Origin of the sequence: Maritimibacter sp. UBA3975 (assembly GCF_002384975.1) — a bacterium.
Classification (GTDB): Bacteria; Pseudomonadota; Alphaproteobacteria; order Rhodobacterales; family Rhodobacteraceae; genus Maritimibacter.
Window position 1 is genome coordinate 309,840 of record NZ_DGCP01000011.1, and the last position, 17,879, is coordinate 327,718.

General features: G+C 64.8%; 19 protein-coding genes. 5 read left to right on the top strand and 14 right to left on the bottom strand.

Annotated elements, in window-relative coordinates:
* Positions 1–2 precede the first annotated feature (2 nt).
* The 13 genes from deoC to B2585_RS12310 all read right to left on the bottom strand — a co-directional run bounded on the left by deoC (position 3) and on the right by B2585_RS12310 (position 11,846).
* A complete protein-coding gene (deoC, locus tag B2585_RS12250; protein ID WP_292023450.1) occupies positions 3–1,007 on the bottom strand; it encodes a deoxyribose-phosphate aldolase in 1,005 nt (334 codons plus the stop codon).
* A 98-nt stretch (positions 1,008–1,105) separates the two neighbouring features.
* A complete protein-coding gene (locus B2585_RS12255) occupies positions 1,106–1,510 on the bottom strand; it encodes a PaaI family thioesterase (protein ID WP_292023452.1) in 405 nt (134 codons plus the stop codon).
* Complete coding sequence (locus B2585_RS12260; RefSeq protein WP_292023454.1) at positions 1,507–2,325, bottom strand: IclR family transcriptional regulator; 819 nt, start codon at positions 2,323–2,325, stop codon at positions 1,507–1,509. Before B2585_RS12260 ends, B2585_RS12255 begins: the two co-directional genes overlap by 4 nt.
* An 11-nt stretch (positions 2,326–2,336) precedes the next feature.
* The gene (locus B2585_RS12265; RefSeq protein WP_292023456.1) at positions 2,337–3,119 is read right to left on the bottom strand and encodes an SDR family NAD(P)-dependent oxidoreductase; all 783 of its coding nucleotides are present in this window, start codon (positions 3,117–3,119) and stop codon (positions 2,337–2,339) included.
* Entirely contained in the window at positions 3,112–4,134 is a 1,023-nt protein-coding gene (locus B2585_RS12270; protein ID WP_292023458.1) for a phosphotransferase family protein, read from the bottom strand. Before B2585_RS12270 ends, B2585_RS12265 begins: the two co-directional genes overlap by 8 nt.
* Before the next feature lie 7 nt (positions 4,135–4,141).
* On the bottom strand, positions 4,142–4,798 hold the full coding sequence (locus B2585_RS12275; protein ID WP_292023460.1) for a histidine phosphatase family protein: 657 nt from the start codon (positions 4,796–4,798) through the stop codon (positions 4,142–4,144).
* Positions 4,799–6,034, bottom strand: coding sequence for an acyl-CoA dehydrogenase family protein (locus B2585_RS12280; protein ID WP_292023463.1), 1,236 nt, complete (start codon positions 6,032–6,034; stop codon positions 4,799–4,801).
* Between the two features lie 82 nt (positions 6,035–6,116).
* A complete protein-coding gene (locus tag B2585_RS12285; protein ID WP_292023465.1) occupies positions 6,117–7,319 on the bottom strand; it encodes an acetyl-CoA C-acyltransferase in 1,203 nt (400 codons plus the stop codon).
* A 13-nt stretch (positions 7,320–7,332) separates the two neighbouring features.
* Positions 7,333–8,262 carry an SDR family NAD(P)-dependent oxidoreductase gene (locus B2585_RS12290; protein WP_292023467.1) on the bottom strand — a complete coding sequence of 310 codons (930 nt, stop codon included), beginning with the start codon at positions 8,260–8,262 and terminating at the stop codon, positions 7,333–7,335.
* On the bottom strand, positions 8,259–8,717 hold the full coding sequence (locus tag B2585_RS12295) for a MaoC family dehydratase (protein WP_292023468.1): 459 nt from the start codon (positions 8,715–8,717) through the stop codon (positions 8,259–8,261). Before B2585_RS12295 ends, B2585_RS12290 begins: the two co-directional genes overlap by 4 nt.
* 3 nt (positions 8,718–8,720) lie before the next feature.
* Complete coding sequence (locus B2585_RS12300; RefSeq protein ID WP_292023470.1) at positions 8,721–9,542, bottom strand: SDR family NAD(P)-dependent oxidoreductase; 822 nt, start codon at positions 9,540–9,542, stop codon at positions 8,721–8,723.
* Positions 9,539–10,651 (bottom strand): acyl-CoA dehydrogenase family protein, encoded by a 1,113-nt coding sequence (locus tag B2585_RS12305; RefSeq protein WP_292023472.1) that lies wholly within the window; start codon positions 10,649–10,651, stop codon positions 9,539–9,541. The genes B2585_RS12300 and B2585_RS12305 overlap by 4 nt, the downstream gene beginning before the upstream one ends.
* Before the next feature lie 7 nt (positions 10,652–10,658).
* Entirely contained in the window at positions 10,659–11,846 is a 1,188-nt protein-coding gene (locus tag B2585_RS12310; protein ID WP_414674051.1) for an acyl-CoA dehydrogenase family protein, read from the bottom strand.
* Positions 11,847–12,011: 165 nt separating this feature from the next.
* Between B2585_RS12310 and B2585_RS12315 the strand changes: the two genes are divergently transcribed.
* The 5 genes from B2585_RS12315 to B2585_RS12335 all read left to right on the top strand — a co-directional run bounded on the left by B2585_RS12315 (position 12,012) and on the right by B2585_RS12335 (position 16,989).
* Complete coding sequence (locus tag B2585_RS12315; RefSeq protein ID WP_292023474.1) at positions 12,012–13,247, top strand: branched-chain amino acid ABC transporter substrate-binding protein; 1,236 nt, start codon at positions 12,012–12,014, stop codon at positions 13,245–13,247.
* Between the two features lie 82 nt (positions 13,248–13,329).
* A complete protein-coding gene (locus B2585_RS12320) occupies positions 13,330–14,262 on the top strand; it encodes a branched-chain amino acid ABC transporter permease (protein WP_292023476.1) in 933 nt (310 codons plus the stop codon).
* On the top strand, positions 14,259–15,521 hold the full coding sequence (locus B2585_RS12325) for a branched-chain amino acid ABC transporter permease (protein WP_292023478.1): 1,263 nt from the start codon (positions 14,259–14,261) through the stop codon (positions 15,519–15,521). The genes B2585_RS12320 and B2585_RS12325 overlap by 4 nt, the downstream gene beginning before the upstream one ends.
* Positions 15,518–16,285 (top strand): ABC transporter ATP-binding protein, encoded by a 768-nt coding sequence (locus tag B2585_RS12330; protein WP_292023481.1) that lies wholly within the window; start codon positions 15,518–15,520, stop codon positions 16,283–16,285. The genes B2585_RS12325 and B2585_RS12330 overlap by 4 nt, the downstream gene beginning before the upstream one ends.
* Entirely contained in the window at positions 16,282–16,989 is a 708-nt protein-coding gene (locus B2585_RS12335; RefSeq protein WP_292023482.1) for an ABC transporter ATP-binding protein, read from the top strand. The genes B2585_RS12330 and B2585_RS12335 overlap by 4 nt, the downstream gene beginning before the upstream one ends.
* A gap of 117 nt (positions 16,990–17,106) precedes the next feature.
* Here B2585_RS12335 and B2585_RS12340 read toward each other — a convergent pair whose 3' ends face one another.
* Positions 17,107–17,838: a type II CAAX prenyl endopeptidase Rce1 family protein gene (locus B2585_RS12340; protein WP_292023484.1), complete on the bottom strand. Its 732-nt coding sequence runs from the start codon at positions 17,836–17,838 to the stop codon at positions 17,107–17,109.
* Positions 17,839–17,879 lie beyond the last annotated feature (41 nt).

Here is a 17,879-nt window from a genome sequence, read left to right on the forward strand (position 1 = left end):
CCTTACCCCATCGCATGGCGGTAGCCCGCCGAATAATGGCCCGTGACGTGGTGCTCCAGCTGCCGCTCGATATCGCCCAGAAGCGACGAGGCCCCGAAGCGGAACAGGTGCGGGTCGAGCCAGTCGTCGCCCAGTTCCTCTTTCACCAGTGCGAGATAGGTGAGCGAGTCCTTGGCCTTGGAGATGCCGCCTGCGGGCTTATAGCCGACCTTGATGCCGGTGCGTTCGTAATAGTCCCGGATCGCGCGCATCATGACGAGGCTCACGGGCAAGGTCGCGTTCACGCCTTCCTTGCCGGTCGAGGTCTTGATGAAGTCCGCCCCCGCCATCATGCAGACGAGCGAGGCGCGCGCCACGTTGCGCAGGGTGCCAAGCTCGCCGGTAGCGAGGATCGCCTTGACGTGGGCATCTCCGCAGGCCTCGCGGAAGGTGCGCATCTCATCATAAAGCGCCTGCCAGTCGCCTTCGAGGACGTGACGGCGCGAGATGACGATGTCGATTTCGTCGGCCCCGGCCTTCACGCTTTCGCCGATCTCGGCCACGCGAAGCTTGAAGGGCGACAGGCCCGCCGGGAACCCGGTGGACACGGCCGCGACAGGGATGTTCGTGCCTTCGAGCGCATCGACCGCGGCCCCGATCATGTCGTGATACACGCAGACCGCGCCGGTCGTGATCGCGTCGATCCCGAGCGCATCGAGGATGTCGTGGCGCACCGGATGCGCGGCCTTCGCGCACAAGCGGCGCACCCGGTTCTTAGTGTCGTCGCCCGACAGCGTCGTGAGGTCGATCAGCGTGATCGCCTTGAGCAGCCAGGCCGCCTGATAATCCTTTTTCACCGACCGGCGCGCGCCGATGGTGCCTGCGCGCCGCTCGACAGCCGAGGTGTTTACCTGAACCGCGCGGACCCAGTCCATGTCCAGCGGCATGCCCGGATTGCGCTTCTCGACCACGTCGGGAAGCTGCGCGGCCCCGAGCTGGGCCTTCGCTGTGTCTCGTTCGGTTTGCACGTCGATCTCCGGATGTGTCGTGGTGAGCCTCGCACCTGCGGGGTCACAAGGCAATATTTTCCGTTTGGTCAAATTTACAAGGTCTGGCGGCGAAAGCCTTACCGCGACCGATAGCGGAAAACGCCCGTTCCGGTCGCGACCAGACCGCCGGTATCGTCGCGGATCGTCGCTTCGCCGAAGAAACTCTTGCGCCCGCCCCCTGTCCTGCGCCCCTCGGCGATCAGGACAGTGCCAGACGGCACGCTGAGGTAATTCATGTTCAACGACAGCGTCATGGCCAGGCGCCTGTCCTCGGTCGACCCCGTGTAGCAGCCCGCAAAGCCCATCACCGTATCGGCCAGAACGGCATAGACCCCGCCATGCGGGATGCCGTAGCGATTGGTGAGCTTGACGGCGAGCGGCAGGTCGAAGCGGGCATAATCCTCGGACCAGTCCACAATCTCGAACCCGAGGAGTTTCTGGAGTTCATAGGGGTCTTCGACGAGAGCGGGGTCGAGCGTCATGCCGCGGGCTTCCCGGGTGCCCCCGAAGACAGGTTCGTGGCGGCGCGTTTCACACGCTCGGCGTAATGTTCGAGCAGTTCGTCCGGCTCGACGAAGAAAGACGGCCCGCCGACGTTCAGCCCGTGAATACGGTCGCCGTTGAGCGAAAAGACCGGCACGGCAAGGCCGTTCACATCCTTGCGCCACTCGCCGAAGCCGGTGCAAAGCCCGTGCTCCTCGTAGTCGCGCAACCCGTTCTCGACCGCCTTCATGATCCGTGCGCGTTGATCGGGCAGCTCGCGCAGGCCCTGATCGACAAGCGCCGTGCGCTGTTTCTCGGTCATCCCGACAAGGATCGCCCGTCCGATAGCGGAATAGAACAGGGGCAGCCGCGCGCCCACGTTGATGGTCAGCGCGATGGCCTCTTTCGAGCGGTGAACGGTGGTATAGACGGCGCGCAGGCGGTGCTGCTCGGCCAGTGCCGACGTGATGTGCGGGTTCGGCCCCTCGTCGCAGAGCGCGGCGAGCTCATCGCGGGCCCGGTCGGTCATCTCGATGGATGACAACACGCCGAACCCCAGCGCCAGAACACCCGCGCCAAGGCGATAGGTGCCGGTCCGCTCGGAATACACGAGATAGTCGAGTTTGCGCAGCGTGTGCGTCAGGCGCGAGATGGTCGGTTTCGGCAGCCCGGTGCGCTGCGCGATTTCCTGATTGGTGAGGTTGGTTTCGTAGGGCTTGAAGCAGCGAAGAACGTCGAGGCCCCGCGCCAGCGCGGTCACGAACTTGCGGTCGCCGTCGGTATCGACGTCTTCGATCAGGTCATCCTTGCCCATGCGTTAACCTCTTATACAGCGGTCAGGCCCCCATCAATTGAAATGGCCTGTCCCGTCATGAAACTGTTGGCGTCCGAAACGATCCAGAGCATCGCCTGAACGACCTCCATCGGATCGGCGACCCGGCGCATCGGCACGCGGGAGGCAATGGCGTTGTAGGCCTCTTCCCGGCTGATCCCGTGACGCTCGCCCATGATGTCGCCCATCGCCTCGACCATCGGGGTGGAGGCGAAGCTGGGGCAGATCGCATTGACGCGGATGCCCTTGCGCGCGACCTCGTCGGCCGCCGCCTTGGTCATGCCGATGACCGCATGCTTCGACGCGGCATAGGCCGCGAGCTGGCCGGACCCCACGAGGCCAGCCGCCGACGCGGTATTCAGGATCGACCCGCCGCCCTGGGCGAGCATGGCGGGAATCTGATGGCGCATCCCGATGAAGACGCCCTTGGCGTTGATCTCCATGATCTGATCGTATGTTTCCAGCGGGATGTCCGGCAGGCGGCACAGCCCGCCGCCGATACCGGCGTTGTTGAGCGCGATGTCGAGCCGGCCGAACCGGTCGATGCCTTTCGCGACATGCGCCTCCATCGCGGCGTCGTCGGCGACCGAGAAGGCGTCGGTCAAAACCTCGGCCCCGAGGCTTTCGAGGTTGCGCGCAACCTCATCCAGCCCGTCACCGTTCACGTCGGAGAGCAGAAGCTTCGCCCCGCCCCGCGCAAACTCCGCCGCCGCCATCGCACCGAAGCCCGAAGCCGCGCCGGTGATCTGCACCACTTTTCCGTTGAAATCAGCCATGCGCCGCCTTCAGCCCCCCTGCCGCGAAATTCGGAACCGCCTTGCCCAGCCGCATCGCCCGTTCGGGGTTCGACGCATTGCCGTCCAGCGCACGTTTGTAGACACCCTGAATGATCGCCCCCATGCGGAAGAAGGCGAAGGCGACGTAGAAATTCATGCCGGGGATGCCCGAAAGCCCGCGGGCCCTGCAGTACATGCCGACGAATTCCTCGTCCGTCGGAATGCCGAGCGCGGCGCGGTCCACACCGCCCAGCCCGCGCCCTTCGGCCCCCGGCGGCATCTGCCACTGCATCAGGAGCGAGGCGAGGTCCGCATAGGGGTGGCCGATGGTCGACAACTCCCAATCGAGCACGGCGGCGCAGCGCGGCCCGTCAGTCTGAAACAGCATGTTGTCGATACGGTAATCGCCATGCACCAACCGCCGCTGGTCGTCGTCGGGAATATTGTCCGGCAGCCAGTCGATCAGCGCGTCCATGTCCGCGATGCTCTCGGTTTCCGACGCGCGGTATTGCTTGGTCCAGCGCCCGATCTGGCGCTCGAAATAGTTGCCCGGCGGGCCGTAGTCCGCCAGCCCGACCGCCTCGATGTCGACCTCGTGGATCGCGGCGAGAACCCGGCACATCTCGGCATAGATCGCCGCGCGTTCCTCGTTTGACACGTCCGGGATGCGCGGGTCGTCGATATTGCGGCCCGCGACAGCCTCCATCACATAGAAGTCGGAGCCGATGACGTCCGGGTCCTCGCAAAGCACATGCATCTTGGCCACCGGCACGTCCGTGTCCGCCAGCGCCGATTGCACCCGGAATTCCCGGTCGACCGCGTGTGCGGACTTGAGCAACTGCCCCGGCGGCTTGCGGCGCAGAACATACGGACCTGTAGGGGTGTCGAGCCGGAAGGTCGGGTTCGACTGTCCGACGTCGAATTTCTCGGCCGTGATCGGCCCGGTGAAGCCGTCCATATTGGCCTCAAGCCACCTGGCGACGGCCTCGGTGTCGAGCTGTTGGGTGTCTGACATGGCTCCCTCAGCTATAGGTCAGCATCTCGTCCGCGTTGGCGGCGTCGATATGCGGGGTTTCGTTGAAGCCGTGCAGATAGGCGCCGTTGCGCCCCTGCACGATCTTGTTCACGGCGCAGTTCTTCATCTGGAGTTGAAGCAGGATCTGCTGCTCGGCGGGCGCGTCCATCACCAGCCGGATCATCTGGCTGATCGCACCGCCGGACGAAACCATCAGCGTATCGCCCTCCGCCGCCGCCATCGCATCGCGCACCCGGCCCACGAAGGCCCCGAAGGTCTCCGGCGGGGTGTCGATGGCATCTGCCTGCCACGCAAGAACCGTCGCCTTGAGTTGCCGGAAATGCGCGGCACGGTCGCCCTTGGTATGCTCGGGCAACGCGTCGGTCTGCTTGTGCGCCTCCAGCAGCGCGGAAAAATCGAACTCGTTCAGACCGGGATGCACCACAGGGTCCGCGTCCACGCCATAGCCCTTGGCGATCCCCTCCAGCGTCTCGCGGTGGCGGACCTGCGAGCCGACCATGACCTTGTCCGGCCATGTCCAGCCCTGCGCCTTCAGCGCCACGCCCAGCGCCTCGGATTGGCGATGACCCAGCTCGGAAAGCTTGTCGTAATTCGCCGCCCCGAAAGAGGCCTGGGCGTGACGGATGATGGTGAGAAGACCCATTCAGATCTTCTCATTGGTGTATTTGCGCAGCTCCGCCCGCGCGACCTGACGGCGGTGGACCGCGTCGGGACCATCCGCGAAGCGCAGGGTGCGCAGGTTGGTATACATCCGCGCGAGCGGCTGATCCTGGCTGATCCCTTCGCCGCCATGCATCTGCATCGCCTCGTCGACCACCTTGGTCGCCATGAGCGGGGCCACCACCTTGATCTGCGAAATCCACGGCTGCGCTTCCTTCACGCCGACCGTGTCCATCATGTATGCGGCCTTGAGGCAGAGGAGACGCGCCATCTCGATCTCCATGCGCGCGTTGGCGATGATGTCGAAGTTGGCGCCCAGTGTGGCGATCTTCTTGCCGAAGGCTTCGCGGGCAAGGCCACGCTTGCACATCAGGGTCAGCGCCCGCTCGGCCTGACCGATGGCCCGCATGCAGTGGTGGATGCGGCCCGGTCCAAGCCGCCCTTGCGCCACTTCAAAGCCGCGTCCTTCACCGAGGATCACGGCATCCGCGGGAAGGCGGACGTCGTTGAATTTCATGTGCATGTGGCCGTGCGGCGCGTCGTCGTTGCCGAAGACCTGCATCGGGCGCAGAATCTCGACGCCCGGCGTGTCGGCATCCATCACGAACATCGTATGCCGCGCATGTTTGGCGGCCTCGGGGTCGGTCTGGGCCAGCACGATATAGACGCCGCAACGCGGGTCGCCCGCGCCGGAAATCCACCACTTCTCACCGTTCAGGACCCACTCGTCCCCGTCCTTCTTCGCCTCGAAGGACAGTTGAACGGCGTCCGACGACGCCACGCCCGGCTCGGTCATGACATAGGCCGAGCGGATCTCTCCATCCAGCAGCGGTTTCAGCCAGCGGTCCTTGTGGGCCTGCGTGCCGTAGCGCTCCAGCACCTCCATGTTTCCGGTGTCGGGCGCGGAACAGTTGAACGTCTCGGCCCCCAGCGGGGCCTTGCCCATCTCTTCGGCCAGATAGGCGTATTCGACGGTAGTCAGGCCATAGCCCGCCTCGCTGTCGGTGAGCCAGAAGTTCCACAGCCCGCGCTTCTTGGCCTCGGATTTCAGCTCGTCGAGGATTTCCTTCTGACGGTCGTTCAGGACGAAGCGGTCGTTCTGGGGATTGTTCCCGATCTCTTCTTCATACTCCTCGCCGAGGGGAACGATCTTTTCCTCCATCAGCTTGCCGATGGCTTCGATCAGCGGCTTGACCTTTTCGGTGACACCCAGGTCCATATTCTCTGTCCTCCTTGTCCGGCCTGTCGCCGGTCCCGTCACTGAACACATGTGTTCAATTATTTGCAATGGGGTTTGGCGCTTACAGCACCTCGAACAACCCTGCCGCGCCCATGCCGCCGCCGACGCACATGGTGCAGACGACGTATTTCGCGCCGCGGCGTTTGCCTTCGATCAGCGCATGCCCGACCATCCGCGCGCCCGACATGCCATAGGGGTGGCCGACGGAAATCGCCCCGCCGTTCACGTTCAGGATCTCGTTCGGGATGCCCAGTACACGGGCCGAGTGAAGCACCTGACAGGCGAACGCCTCGTTCAGCTCCCACAGCCCGATATCGTCCATCTTGAGCCCGTGGGCTTCCAGCAGCTTCGGCACGGCATAGATCGGGCCGATGCCCATCTCGTCCGGGTCCAGACCCGCGGCCATCACGCCGACATAGCGCCCGAGCGGCTGAAGCCCGCGCTTTTCGGCCTCCTTGGCTTCCATGATCACGCTCGCGCTGCCGCCGTCCGACAGCTGGCTCGCGTTACCGGCGGTGACGAACTTGCCCTCCTGCACGACCTGCCCGTCCTTGAACACGGGGCTCAGGCTTTGCAGGTTTTCGAGCGTGGTCGAGGGCCGGTTCCCCTCGTCCTTCTCCAGCGTCACCTCGGCGTAAGAGACCTCTTTCGTCTCGCGGTCGATGATCGCCTGCGTCGAGGTCAGCGGAACGATCTCGTCATCGAACTTGCCCGCCTCCTGCGCCGCGGCCGTGCGCTGCTGGCTTTGCAGCGCATATGCGTCCTGATCCTCGCGGGTGACGCCATAGCGTTCCGCCACGATCTCAGCGGTTTCCAGCATCGACATGTAAAGCGACGGCATATGTTCCATCACCCACGGGTCGCGCAGGTGGTCGGTGCGCATGTTCTGGTTCTGCACGAGGCTGATCGACTCGACACCGCCGCCGATGGCGACCTGCATCCCGTCATGGACGACCTGCTTGGCCGCCGTGGCGATGGCCATCATGCCGGACGCGCACTGGCGATCCATCGACATGCCCGCCACGCTCGTCGGAAGACCCGCGCGAATGGCCGCCTGGCGCCCAATGTTGCCACCTGTGGACCCCTGCTGGATCGCCGTGCCGATCACGCAGTCCTGCACTTCAGAGCCGTCCACCCCCGCGCGGCTGACCGCGTGTTTCACGGCATGACCGATCAATTCCTGCGCATGGGTGTTGTTGAACGCCCCGCGATAAGCCTTGCCGATCGGGGTGCGTGCGGTCGAAACGATGACGGCGTCGCGCATGATGTATCCTTTCCTATTCGTCCCAGGGGAGCGGGAGGCCACGGGCCGCCGCACCCATCCGGGCGTATTTGCGTGTCTGTGAAAAAGCGTTGTCCATGACGGCTGCGCCCTCGGGGTCGCGGATGCGGCCCATCGCGGCGACCACGCCATCGACGTTCAGGTCGTCACCGACGAGGGCCACGCCCTGCGTTTCGGTGATGCGGATTTCTGCGAAACAGCCGCCGCCCGCGCCCAGCACCATCTTGGTCGGCGCGTCCTCGGCCACCAGAGCCAGCAGACCCGGCGTAATCGTCTCGGGCTGGAGCAACTCCAGCGTCTCGGGCGTAAGCAGCGCCTCGGTCATCCGCGTGGCCGCCGTGGGGGCCAGCGTGTTGACCTTGATGTTCTTGCGCGCGCCTTCGATGGCCAGCGTGTTCATCAGGCCCACGACACCCGCTTTGGCTGCACCGTAGTTCGCCTGACCAAAGTTGCCGTACATGCCGGAACAGGACGTGGTGACGACGATCCGCCCGTATTCGCGCGCGACCATGTGGTTCCAAACCGCCTTGCAGCAATTCGCGGTACCCATGAGATGCACGTCGAGCACCTTGGCAAAGTCGCCCAGATCCATCTTGGCGAAGCTCTTGTCGCGCAGGATGCCCGCGTTGTTGACGAGGACGTCGACATGGCCGAATTCCGCGATGGCCTCCTCGACCATCGTCAGCGTGTCCTCGGCATTGGTCACGTCCGCGCCATTGGCGATGGCATGACCACCCGCCGCGCGAATCTCGTCCACCACCGCCTTGGCGGCGTCCGACCCTTCGGAGGTGCCATCGGTCGCAACGCCCAGATCGTTGACCACGACCTTGGCCCCGCGCTCGGCCAGCCCCAGTGCATGACACCGGCCCAGTCCGGCCCCGGCGCCGGTGACGATGGCCACACGCCCTTCGAATGAAACGCTCATGTCGTGCTCTCCAGATACCGCCGCCCGATCCACTCGGCCACGAGCGCGGGCTTGTCTTCGTTCTCGATTTCGACGGACACGTCGGTGATCGTCGTGAATTCGTTCGGACGCGACGTATCCACCTCTTTCAGGGTGAAGCGACCGCGCACCCGGCTGCCGACCTTGACCGGCGACAGGAACCGCATCCGGTTCATGCCGTAGTTCACGCCCATCACCGTCCCGTCCACTTTCGGCACCCCGTCATAGGTCATGGCCGAGAGCAACGAGAGGGTCAGGAACCCATGCGCAATGGTGCCACCAAAGGGTGTCTTGGCCGCGGCCTCCGGGTCCGTATGGATATACTGGTGGTCCTCGGTCGCATCGGCGAAGGCGTCGATCCGGTCCTGCGTGATCTCGAACCAGCGCGAAACGCCGATTTCCTGCCCCGTGAGGGCGATGAAGTCATCGAGAGTCATCCTTCACTCCTCCGCGAACAGCGAACCGGGAGAATGGACGTTCGTCCCCCCCGACAGCGGCAGGATCGCCCCGGTGACATAGGCCCCGCCCGGACCGCACAGGTATTGCAGCGCCGCCGCGATGTCGGACGGCTCGCCCAGACGGCCCAGCGGCACACGCTCGGCGGTGCGCCCGGCCTGACCCTCATCCGCCAGCGCAAAGGCGGTCATCTTGGACTTGAACGGCCCCGGCGCGATAGCGTTCACCGTGATCCGGCGTTCGGCCAGTTCGTTGGCAAGGATCGCGGTCATGTGGTGCACCGCGCCCTTGGACACGGCATAGGAATAGGCCCCGCCGCCCTTGGGCACCGTCCCCATGACCGAGCCGGTGTTGACCACGCGGGCCGGGTCTGCGTCACTCGCGCCCGCCTCCAGCAGGGGCAGGAGGGCCTGGGTCAACTGGAACATGCCCGTCACGTTCAGCGCATTGATCTTGTCCCAGCCTGTCCAGGGAAACTCGCCCAGCGGCGCGCCCCAGGTGCGGCCCGCGTTGTTCATCAGGATGTGGAGCGTATCGGTGCGCGTGCCGACCTCGGCCACCAGCGCATCGACGCCCTCTTGCGAGGCGACGTCGCCCGCGAACCCTTCGACCGAGCCGGGGTAACCCATCGCGTTCAGCTCTTGCGCCACCGCTTTGCAGGCGTCGCCCTTGCGGCTCGCGATCAGGACGCGCGCGCCGGCGGCGATCAACCCCTCGGTCGCCATCGTTCCGATGCCGGACGATCCGCCGGTCACAAGCGCCACCTTGCCGGACAGGTCGAACAGGTTTGCAGGGGTCATCTTCATGCTGCCATCCCCCGCGCCTTTGCCACGACCGCCGCGTGATAGCCGTAATCGCCCAGCCATTCGGCGGCGACCCGCGCCCGTTTCATGTAAAAGCCCATGTCGAATTCGTCGGTCATGCCGATCCCCCCATGCATCTGCACCCCCTCGCGCACGGCGAGGTTGGCGGTTTCCGTCGCCCGCGCCTTGGCGAGCGAAACGGCAAGGTCGGCTTCATCGGGGGTGGCGTCAAGCACGCGGCCGGCGTTGATGATGGTCGACGCCGTGACTTCGATCTCGCTCCACAGATGCGCTGCGCGATGCTGGAGCGCCTGAAAGCTGCCGATGTGACGCCCGAACTGCTTGCGCTCCTTGAGGTAGCCAGCGGTCATCTCGAACGCCCCGGCGGAAAGCCCGGTCAGCTCGGCGGCCAGCGCGGCCTGCCCGGCCCGCAGCGCAGGGGCCAGCGCGGCAAGGCCGCCGCCCACGTCGCCGACCACGTCCTCGCCCGTCGCCTCGACACCGTCGAAGGTGATCGCGGCATGGTCGCGGCTGTCGACGAGGTCGAGCTTGTCACGGCTGACCCCAGTGCGCCCGGCCTCGATGTCGAACAGGGTCAACCCGGCCTGGGCCCGCGCCAGCACGAGGATGCGTGACGCGCTTGCCCCGTCTCCGACGAAGGTCTTGGCACCGGTGAGGCGAAAGCCGTTGCCGGAGGTCGCGGCCTCCATGCTGGTGGCGTCGGGCGCGAACTTCGGCCCCTCGTCGATGGCGAGGGCATAGGTCGCCTCACCAGCCGCGATTGCTGACAGCGCCGCCGTCCGGCCCGCGCGTCGCAGCGCCGTGGCCGCGATGACCGCGGTGGAGAGGAAGGGCGACGCGACGAGCGACCGACCCATTTCCTCGGACAGGATATTGGCCGCGGCGAACCCCATGTCGGAACCGCCCTGTTCCTCGGACACCAGCACACCGGCCCAGCCCATCCTGACCATCTCGCCCCAGAGGTCCGGGTCATAGGCGCGTCCGGCCTCGCGGTTGGCCCGCAGGTTGCCGACGGGCGCAGCCCCGTCGAGGAAACCGCGCGCGGCGTCCTGAAGCATCGTTTCGTCGTCGGTCAGTATCAAAGTCGCCATGTATCCCTCACTGGCCCGGAAGTTCGAGGACGCGCTTGGCGAGGATGTCGAGCATCACTTCGGAGGTGCCGCCCTCGATCGAGTTCGCCTTGGTGCGCAGCCATTCGGGGGCGAGCGTGCCGTGCTCGCCGTCCCATGCCAAAGCATCGGAGCCGCCCGCGCTCATCAGAAGCTCGAAGCGGGCCTTGTTCAACTCGGTCCCATAATACTTGAGCATGGCCGATGCGTTGCCGACCCCGCCCTGCTTGGCCATGTCCTTGTAGCGTTCCAGCGTCAGGTTCATGGCCAGTTCGTCGACGCCCAGCTTCATCGCGCGCGACAGGATCACGGGGTCCGTCGTGCCCTCGTCCGCCAACACGCTCGCCACCGAGCGCCCGCCGGTGAGGCCGGAGCCGCCGCCGCCGATCATTTCGCGTTCATGGGTAAGCAGGTGCTTGGCCACGTCCCAGCCACGGTTCTCCTCGCCCACGATGGCGGGGAGCCCCTCGCCATAGGACTTCGGCACCCGCACGTTGTCGAAGAACGTCTCGCAGAACGGCGATTTGCCCGAGATCAGCCGGATCGGCTTGGTCGAGACGCCCTCGCTTTCCATGTCGATCAGCATGAAGCTGATGCCCTTGTGCTTGGGCGCGTCGCGGTCCGTGCGTATGAGGGCGAAGATCCAGTCGGCTTGATCTGCGTAGGAGGTCCAGATCTTCGATCCGTTGACGATCCAGTGGTCGCCCTTGTCCTCGGCCCAGGTCTGAACGCTGGCGAGGTCAGACCCCGCACCCGGTTCCGAATACCCCTGGCACCAGCGAATCTCGCCCCGCGTGATCTGCGGCAGGAAGTGACGTTTCTGTTCTTCCGTCCCGAACGCCAGGAGCGCCGGGCCGAGCATCCACAGGCCGAAGCTGTCGAGCGGCTTCTTGACCTGCAGGCGGTCGAGCTCTTCGCGGAACGCCTTGTCCTGCGCGCGGTCGAACCCTGCGCCACCGTATGCTTCGGGCCATGTCGGGGCCGTCAGGCCCTTGGCCGCACAAGCCTCCAGCCAGGTTTTCTGATCCTCGGACCTGAAGACCCAGCGCTTGCCACCCCAGCAAATGTCATCTTCACTGAACGACCGATTCCGCAGCGAAGCTGGCGCGTTCTCGTCGATCCACGCGGCGATTTCCGCCCGGAAATCGGCATGCCTGTCCTGTCCCATATCCGGCATGAGCGATTCTCCTCCCGTTTTCGCCATAGGGACACAATGGTCGTTAGTTTTGCAATGCAAAATTCAGTTTCACAAAATTCTTGACATGAAGGGCCACCCGTTTTTGACTGCCACGCAGGGAAAGACCGGGAAGACAGTCCGGCTTTTACTCAAGGGAGGAATATTATGACATTCAGGAAAACCGCCATTCTGGCGGCGGCAACGTCCGTAATCGCGATGTCGGCGGCCAGCGCCGACACCATCAAATTCGCCTTCATCGACCCGCTTTCGGGCCCCTTTGGCCCGTCGGGTGAAGCCGCGTACACGAGCTACCAGCTCGCGGCCGAGCACATCAACGAAAACGGCGGCGTCAACGGCGACATGATCGAGGTCATGGGCTACGACAACAAGGTGAACCCCAAAGAATCGCTCGTGCAGTTCCAGAAGGCGATCGACGACGGGGCCCGCTACATCGTGCAGGGCAACGGCTCGTCCGTGGCCGCCGCGCTGATCGAAGCGGTCAACAAGCACAATGCGCGCAACCCGGGCGACGAGGTGGTGTTCTTCAACTATGCCGCCGTCACGCCCGCCTTCACCAACGAGCTGTGCAGCTTCTGGCATTTCCGTTTCGACGCCCATGCCGACATGAAGATGGCCGCCATCACCGACTGGATCGCCGAGCGTGACGACATCAAGTCGGTCTACCTGATCGGTCAGGACTACGTCTTCGGTCAGGCCGTGGCCTCCGCCGCGGAAGGCCAGTTGACCGAAAAGCGCCCGGACATCGAGATCGTGGGCAACGAGCTTCACCCGCTCGGCAAGGTCAAGGACTTCACCCCCTACATCCAGAAGATCATCTCGTCCGGCGCGGATGCGGTCATCACCGGCAACTGGGGCGCGGACATGCAGCTCCTGATGAAGGCCGCTGCGGAAACCGGGTCGGACGTGCCGTACCTGACCTTCTATGGCGGGTCGAAAGGCGCCGTCTCCTCGCTCGGTGACAAAGGCGTCGGCCTTCTCCACCAGGTGAGCGAAGGCCTGACCAACCTCGAAGCCTCCGACGAGCAATACGCGCTCATCGAGGAATACAAGGAGCGGTTCCCGGACTACGACTACTACTACCACCGCATCTGGAACGTGATGGACATGTTCAAGAAGGCGGCGGAAGAGGCCGGTACTGCCGACCCGATCCCGGTGGCCAAGGCGCTCGAGGGCATGACCATCGAACATGCCTACGGCACCGCGACCATGCGCGCCGAGGATCACCAACTCCAGCAGCCGCTCTACATCTCGGTGGTGTCGGATGACGTGAAATACGGCGTCGACAACATCGACCTCGGCTGGAAGCTGGTGGACGCCGGCACCATCTCGATGGAAGCCGCCGAGCAGCCGACCACCTGTGAAATGGAACGTCCGGAGTAATCCGGCCCCTTTCGCACGGGTCTGAACCGGGGCGCCGCGCCGCTGGGCTGCGGCGCCCCTCTTCCATCGGAACGAGGTCCTCATGGAAACGATCGTCTTCGGACTGCTGAACGGTGTGAGCTATGGTCTGCTCCTGTTCATGCTCTCCTCCGGGCTCACGCTCATCTTCTCGATGATGGGTGTTCTCAACTTCGCCCACGCCGCATTCTATATGCTGGGCGCCTACTTCGCCTTCACCATCACCGGCTCGACGAGCTTCTGGATCGCGCTGTTCATCGCGCCCGTGCTCGTGGGCCTGATCGGGGCGGTGGTCGAACGCTTCGGCCTGCGTCGCGTTCACCCGAACGGGCATGTGGCCGAGCTGTTGTTCACATTCGGCCTCGCCTACCTGATCGAAGAGATCGTGAAGATCGTCTACGGCAAGACGGCGGTGGATTACCGCGTTCCGGACCTCCTCAATTTCGCGGCGTTCGAGCTTTATGGCGCCAGCTTCCCGGCCTACCGGATCTTCGTGATCTTCATCGCGGTGGCGATGCTCGTGGGCCTGTGGTTCCTGCTCAAACGCACCCGCGCGGGCCTCATTATCCAGGCCGCTCTGACCCATCCGCACATGGTCGGCCACCTTGGCCACAACGTGCCCTTCATCTTCATGATGGTCTTCGGCATCGGCTGTGCGCTTGCGGGTCTCGCAGGGGTCATGGCGGGCAACATCTTCGTCACCGACCCGGCGATGGCGGTCCAGATGGGACCGATCGTCTTCGTGGTCGTCGTGGTCGGCGGAATCGGCTCGCTCGAAGGGGCTTTCCTTGCCTCGCTCCTGATCGGGCTGCTCCAGAATTTCGCGGTCGGCATCAACCTCAAGTTCGCCGAGATCTTCGGCTTCCTCGGGATGACCGACCTGTCTGAAGTCGGGCGCATCTCGGTCTCCAGCCTTGCGCCGGTGCTTCCGTTCCTGCTGCTCGTGCTGATCCTGATCTTCCGCCCGCAGGGCCTCATGGGGGAGAAAGAGCTATGAGCGATACGACGAGAGGTTTCGCGGATCTCGCCCCTTCGACGGGGGCCAAGTTCCGCCAGCGCACGCTGCCCATCCTGATCTTCGCGGCGATCCTGTTCGCGATCCCGATGGCCGGCCCGTCGCGCACCTTCTACACGCTGGCTCACCAGATGGGCATCAACATCGTGTTCGCGCTGTCTTACAACATGATCCTGGGCAAGGGCGGGCTTCTGTCCTTCGGCCACGCGGTCTACTTCGGGCTGGGCGGCTATCTCGCCATGCACGCGATGAACTGGATCGAGGATGGCGTCGGCATCTGGGGCGCGATTCCCATGTTCTTTCTCCCCCTCGTCGGCTTTGCCGGCGGGGCCCTCGCCGGCGCGATCATCGGCTGGCCGTCCTGCCGCAAGGCGGGCACGACCTTTGCCATGATCTCGCTCGGCGTTGCGGAATTGATCTTCGCGGCGGCCTTCATGTTCGACAGCTTCTTCGGCGGCGAACAGGGCATCTCGGGCGACCGGATGAACGGGATCGAGCTGTTCGGCCTGTCGATGGGACCGATCGACGAGGTCTATTGGTTCATCGCCTTCTGGACCGTCGTGGGCGTCATCGGCATGTGGGCCTTCACCCGCACGCCGCTCGGCAAACTGTCCGAGGCGACGCGCGACAACGCCCAGCGGGTGCAGTTCATCGGCTACAACCCGCAGCGCGTGCGCTACCTCGTGTTCATCTTCGCGGGCGGCTTCGCGGGTCTCGCGGGCGGCATGGCGGCGGTGAACTACGAGATCTTCACGCCGGACGCGCTGAGCCTCGTGCCCTCGGGCTTCGTGCTCATCATGGCTTATGTGGGGGGCATCACCTACTTCGTCGGGCCGATCTTCGGGGCGATCCTGCTCACCTACATGCAGTCGATGCTGTCGGACTTCACCGAAGCGTGGCTGCTGTATCTCGGCGTGCTGTTCATCGCCATCGTGATGTTCGCGCCGCGCGGCATCGCCGGGGTTGTCTTCGGCTTCCTCGACGGTGTGCGTGGCGAGAACCCGGGGCGCTACTTCGGCCGCTGGATCATGCGCCTCGTGGGGATCCTGCTGATGCTCATGGGCCTGATCGTGCTGGTCGAAGTCTCGGTCCGCTGGTCCAACGGCTATGGCGAAGTCTACGAACCCTTCGGCCTGCATCTGGGCCACGGTAATGTCCTGAGCTGGCTCCTCGTGATCCTGCCCGCCGTGGCAGGCGTCTGGCTCACGCGGTTCGCATCGAAAGAGGAGGAGGGCCAATGAGCACCCCAGCCTTGTCACTCAAGGGCCTGAACAAAAGCTTCGGCCCGGCCAAGATCATCAATGAAGTCTCCCTCGACATCGCGCCGGGGGAGCGTCACGCGATCATCGGGCCGAACGGGGCGGGCAAGTCCACGCTCTTCAACCTGATCTCGGGCCTCTACACGCCCACATCCGGCACGGTGGAGCTGAACGGGGAAGCGATCTCCGGGATGCCCGCGCACGAGATCAACAAGAAGGGCCTGTCGCGCTCGTTCCAGGTGTCCAACATCTTCACCAACATGACGGTGCGAGAGAACGTGCGGTGCGGCGTGCTTCACTCGATGGGTCAGGGCTATGCCTGGTGGCGCAACATCGGATCGAACAAGGCCGTGCAGCAAAAGACGTGGGAGGTGCTGGAGCACTGCGCGCTGACCGACAAGGCCAACGTGCCGGCGGCGCTATTGCCTTATGCTGATCAACGGGCGCTCGAGATCGCGATCACCATCGCGGGCGGGGCGGATGTGATCCTGCTGGACGAACCCACGGCGGGGATGAGCCATTCGGAAACCGAGCGGGCGGTGAACCTGATTCGCCGGGCGAGCGAAGGCAAAACACTGGTGATCGTGGAACACGACATGGGCGTGATCTTCGACCTCGCCGACCGGATCAGCGTGCTGGTCTATGGCGAGATCATCGCCTCGGCCCCGCCGAGTGAAATCAGGGGCGACCCGGCCGTGCGCGAGGCGTATCTGGGTGACGAAGAACTGCCGGAGGAAGTGGCATGAGCGAGGCAATGCTCCAGGTCCGGGACCTGCACGCGTATTACGGCAAATCCCACGTCCTGCGCGGCGTGAACATGGAGATCATGCCGGGCGAGGTCGTGGCGCTTCTGGGCCGCAACGGCGTGGGTCGTTCGACGACGGCCAAGGCCATCATGGGCGAGGTGGCACCGAAGGGTGACATCCTGTTCAAGGGCCAGCCCATAGCGGGGCTCGAAAGCCACAAGATCGCCCTGATGGGGCTGGGCTATGTGCCTGAAAGCCGGGATATTTTCCCGGCGATGACGGTGCGCCAGAACCTTGTTCTGGGCGTCAAGGACATGCGGCGGCCCGGGAAATACTCCATCGACCAGATGCTCGACATGTTCCCCAACCTGCGCGAACGGGCCGACAATCAGGCGGGCGTTCTGTCGGGTGGCGAGAAGCAGATGCTCACGATGTGCCGGACGCTCATGGGTGACCCGGAGCTTATCATCATCGATGAGCCGACCGAGGGGCTTGCCCCCAAGATCGTGCAGCAGATCGGCGACATGATCGCCGAAATCGCGGCGACGGGCGTGGCGATTCTGCTGGTCGAACAGAAGCTCTCCATCGCGCTGCGCATCGCCCATCGGGTCTATGTGATGGGCCATGGCGAGATCGTCTATGGCGGCACGCCGGCGGAGTTTGCCGAGCGTGACGACGTGCGGGCCGAGTGGCTCGAAGTGTGACCGATCGGGGGTCCGGCGCCCGTGCGCGCCGGGCTCTCACAACCGCCTGGAACGCCATGCACCGGGCGTACACATCCTGTGCACACACTGTACATACGATCGTGCATCCGTCGGGTGTCAGAGCACCGCCGACACCAGCCACATACCGGGGTGCGTCGCCATGTGGGCGACCATCCTGGCCTCCAGCCCGCGACGCCAGTAGAGCCAGCCGTAAACGAGGCCGAGGGCCGCGTTGAGCAGGATTGTGCGCGCGATCAGGGCGGCATCCAGCGGGCCGAGCGTCATCATGGCCGGGAGATGGCCCAGTCCGAACAGCACGGCGACGACGGCAATCAGGACCCATGCGACCACGGGCCGTAGCGTCTGTCGGCCAATCTTCCAGGCCGCCCAGAAGAGGGCGGTCAAGAGGCCGTAGCGCAGCATGAGTTCTTCGACGATCCCGCCATAGGTCAGCGCGGCCAGGGCGCCCGGCACGGTGGGGATCGTCAGGCCGCCGTCCGCGCCGCGCAGCCAGAAGAAAAGCCAATCGGCAAGCGCGATCAACACGCCTCCGCCCAGCCCGAGACAGATCGGCAGCCAGACCGCCGGGAACACCGCCGCCTCGCCGCGCATCCGCGCGGTGAGCCACGAGTGCAGACCGACGCGCCCGGACAGTCCGACACCGAGCGCGACGCCCAGACCCATGAGGATCGCGGGCTGAAACATGAGAAGAAACCGCAAGCCCGCGTCCGGAACCTCCGGCGCTTCCGGCATGGCGCGTATCCCCGAAATGTCGATTGTCACCCCGAGGGCGATGAGACCGACAAGGCCGACCGCCATCCAGGCGAGGAAAGGACGCAGGAAATTCATGGCGCGACCCTGCACCGGTCCGCGGAAAGCTGCAACTCAAA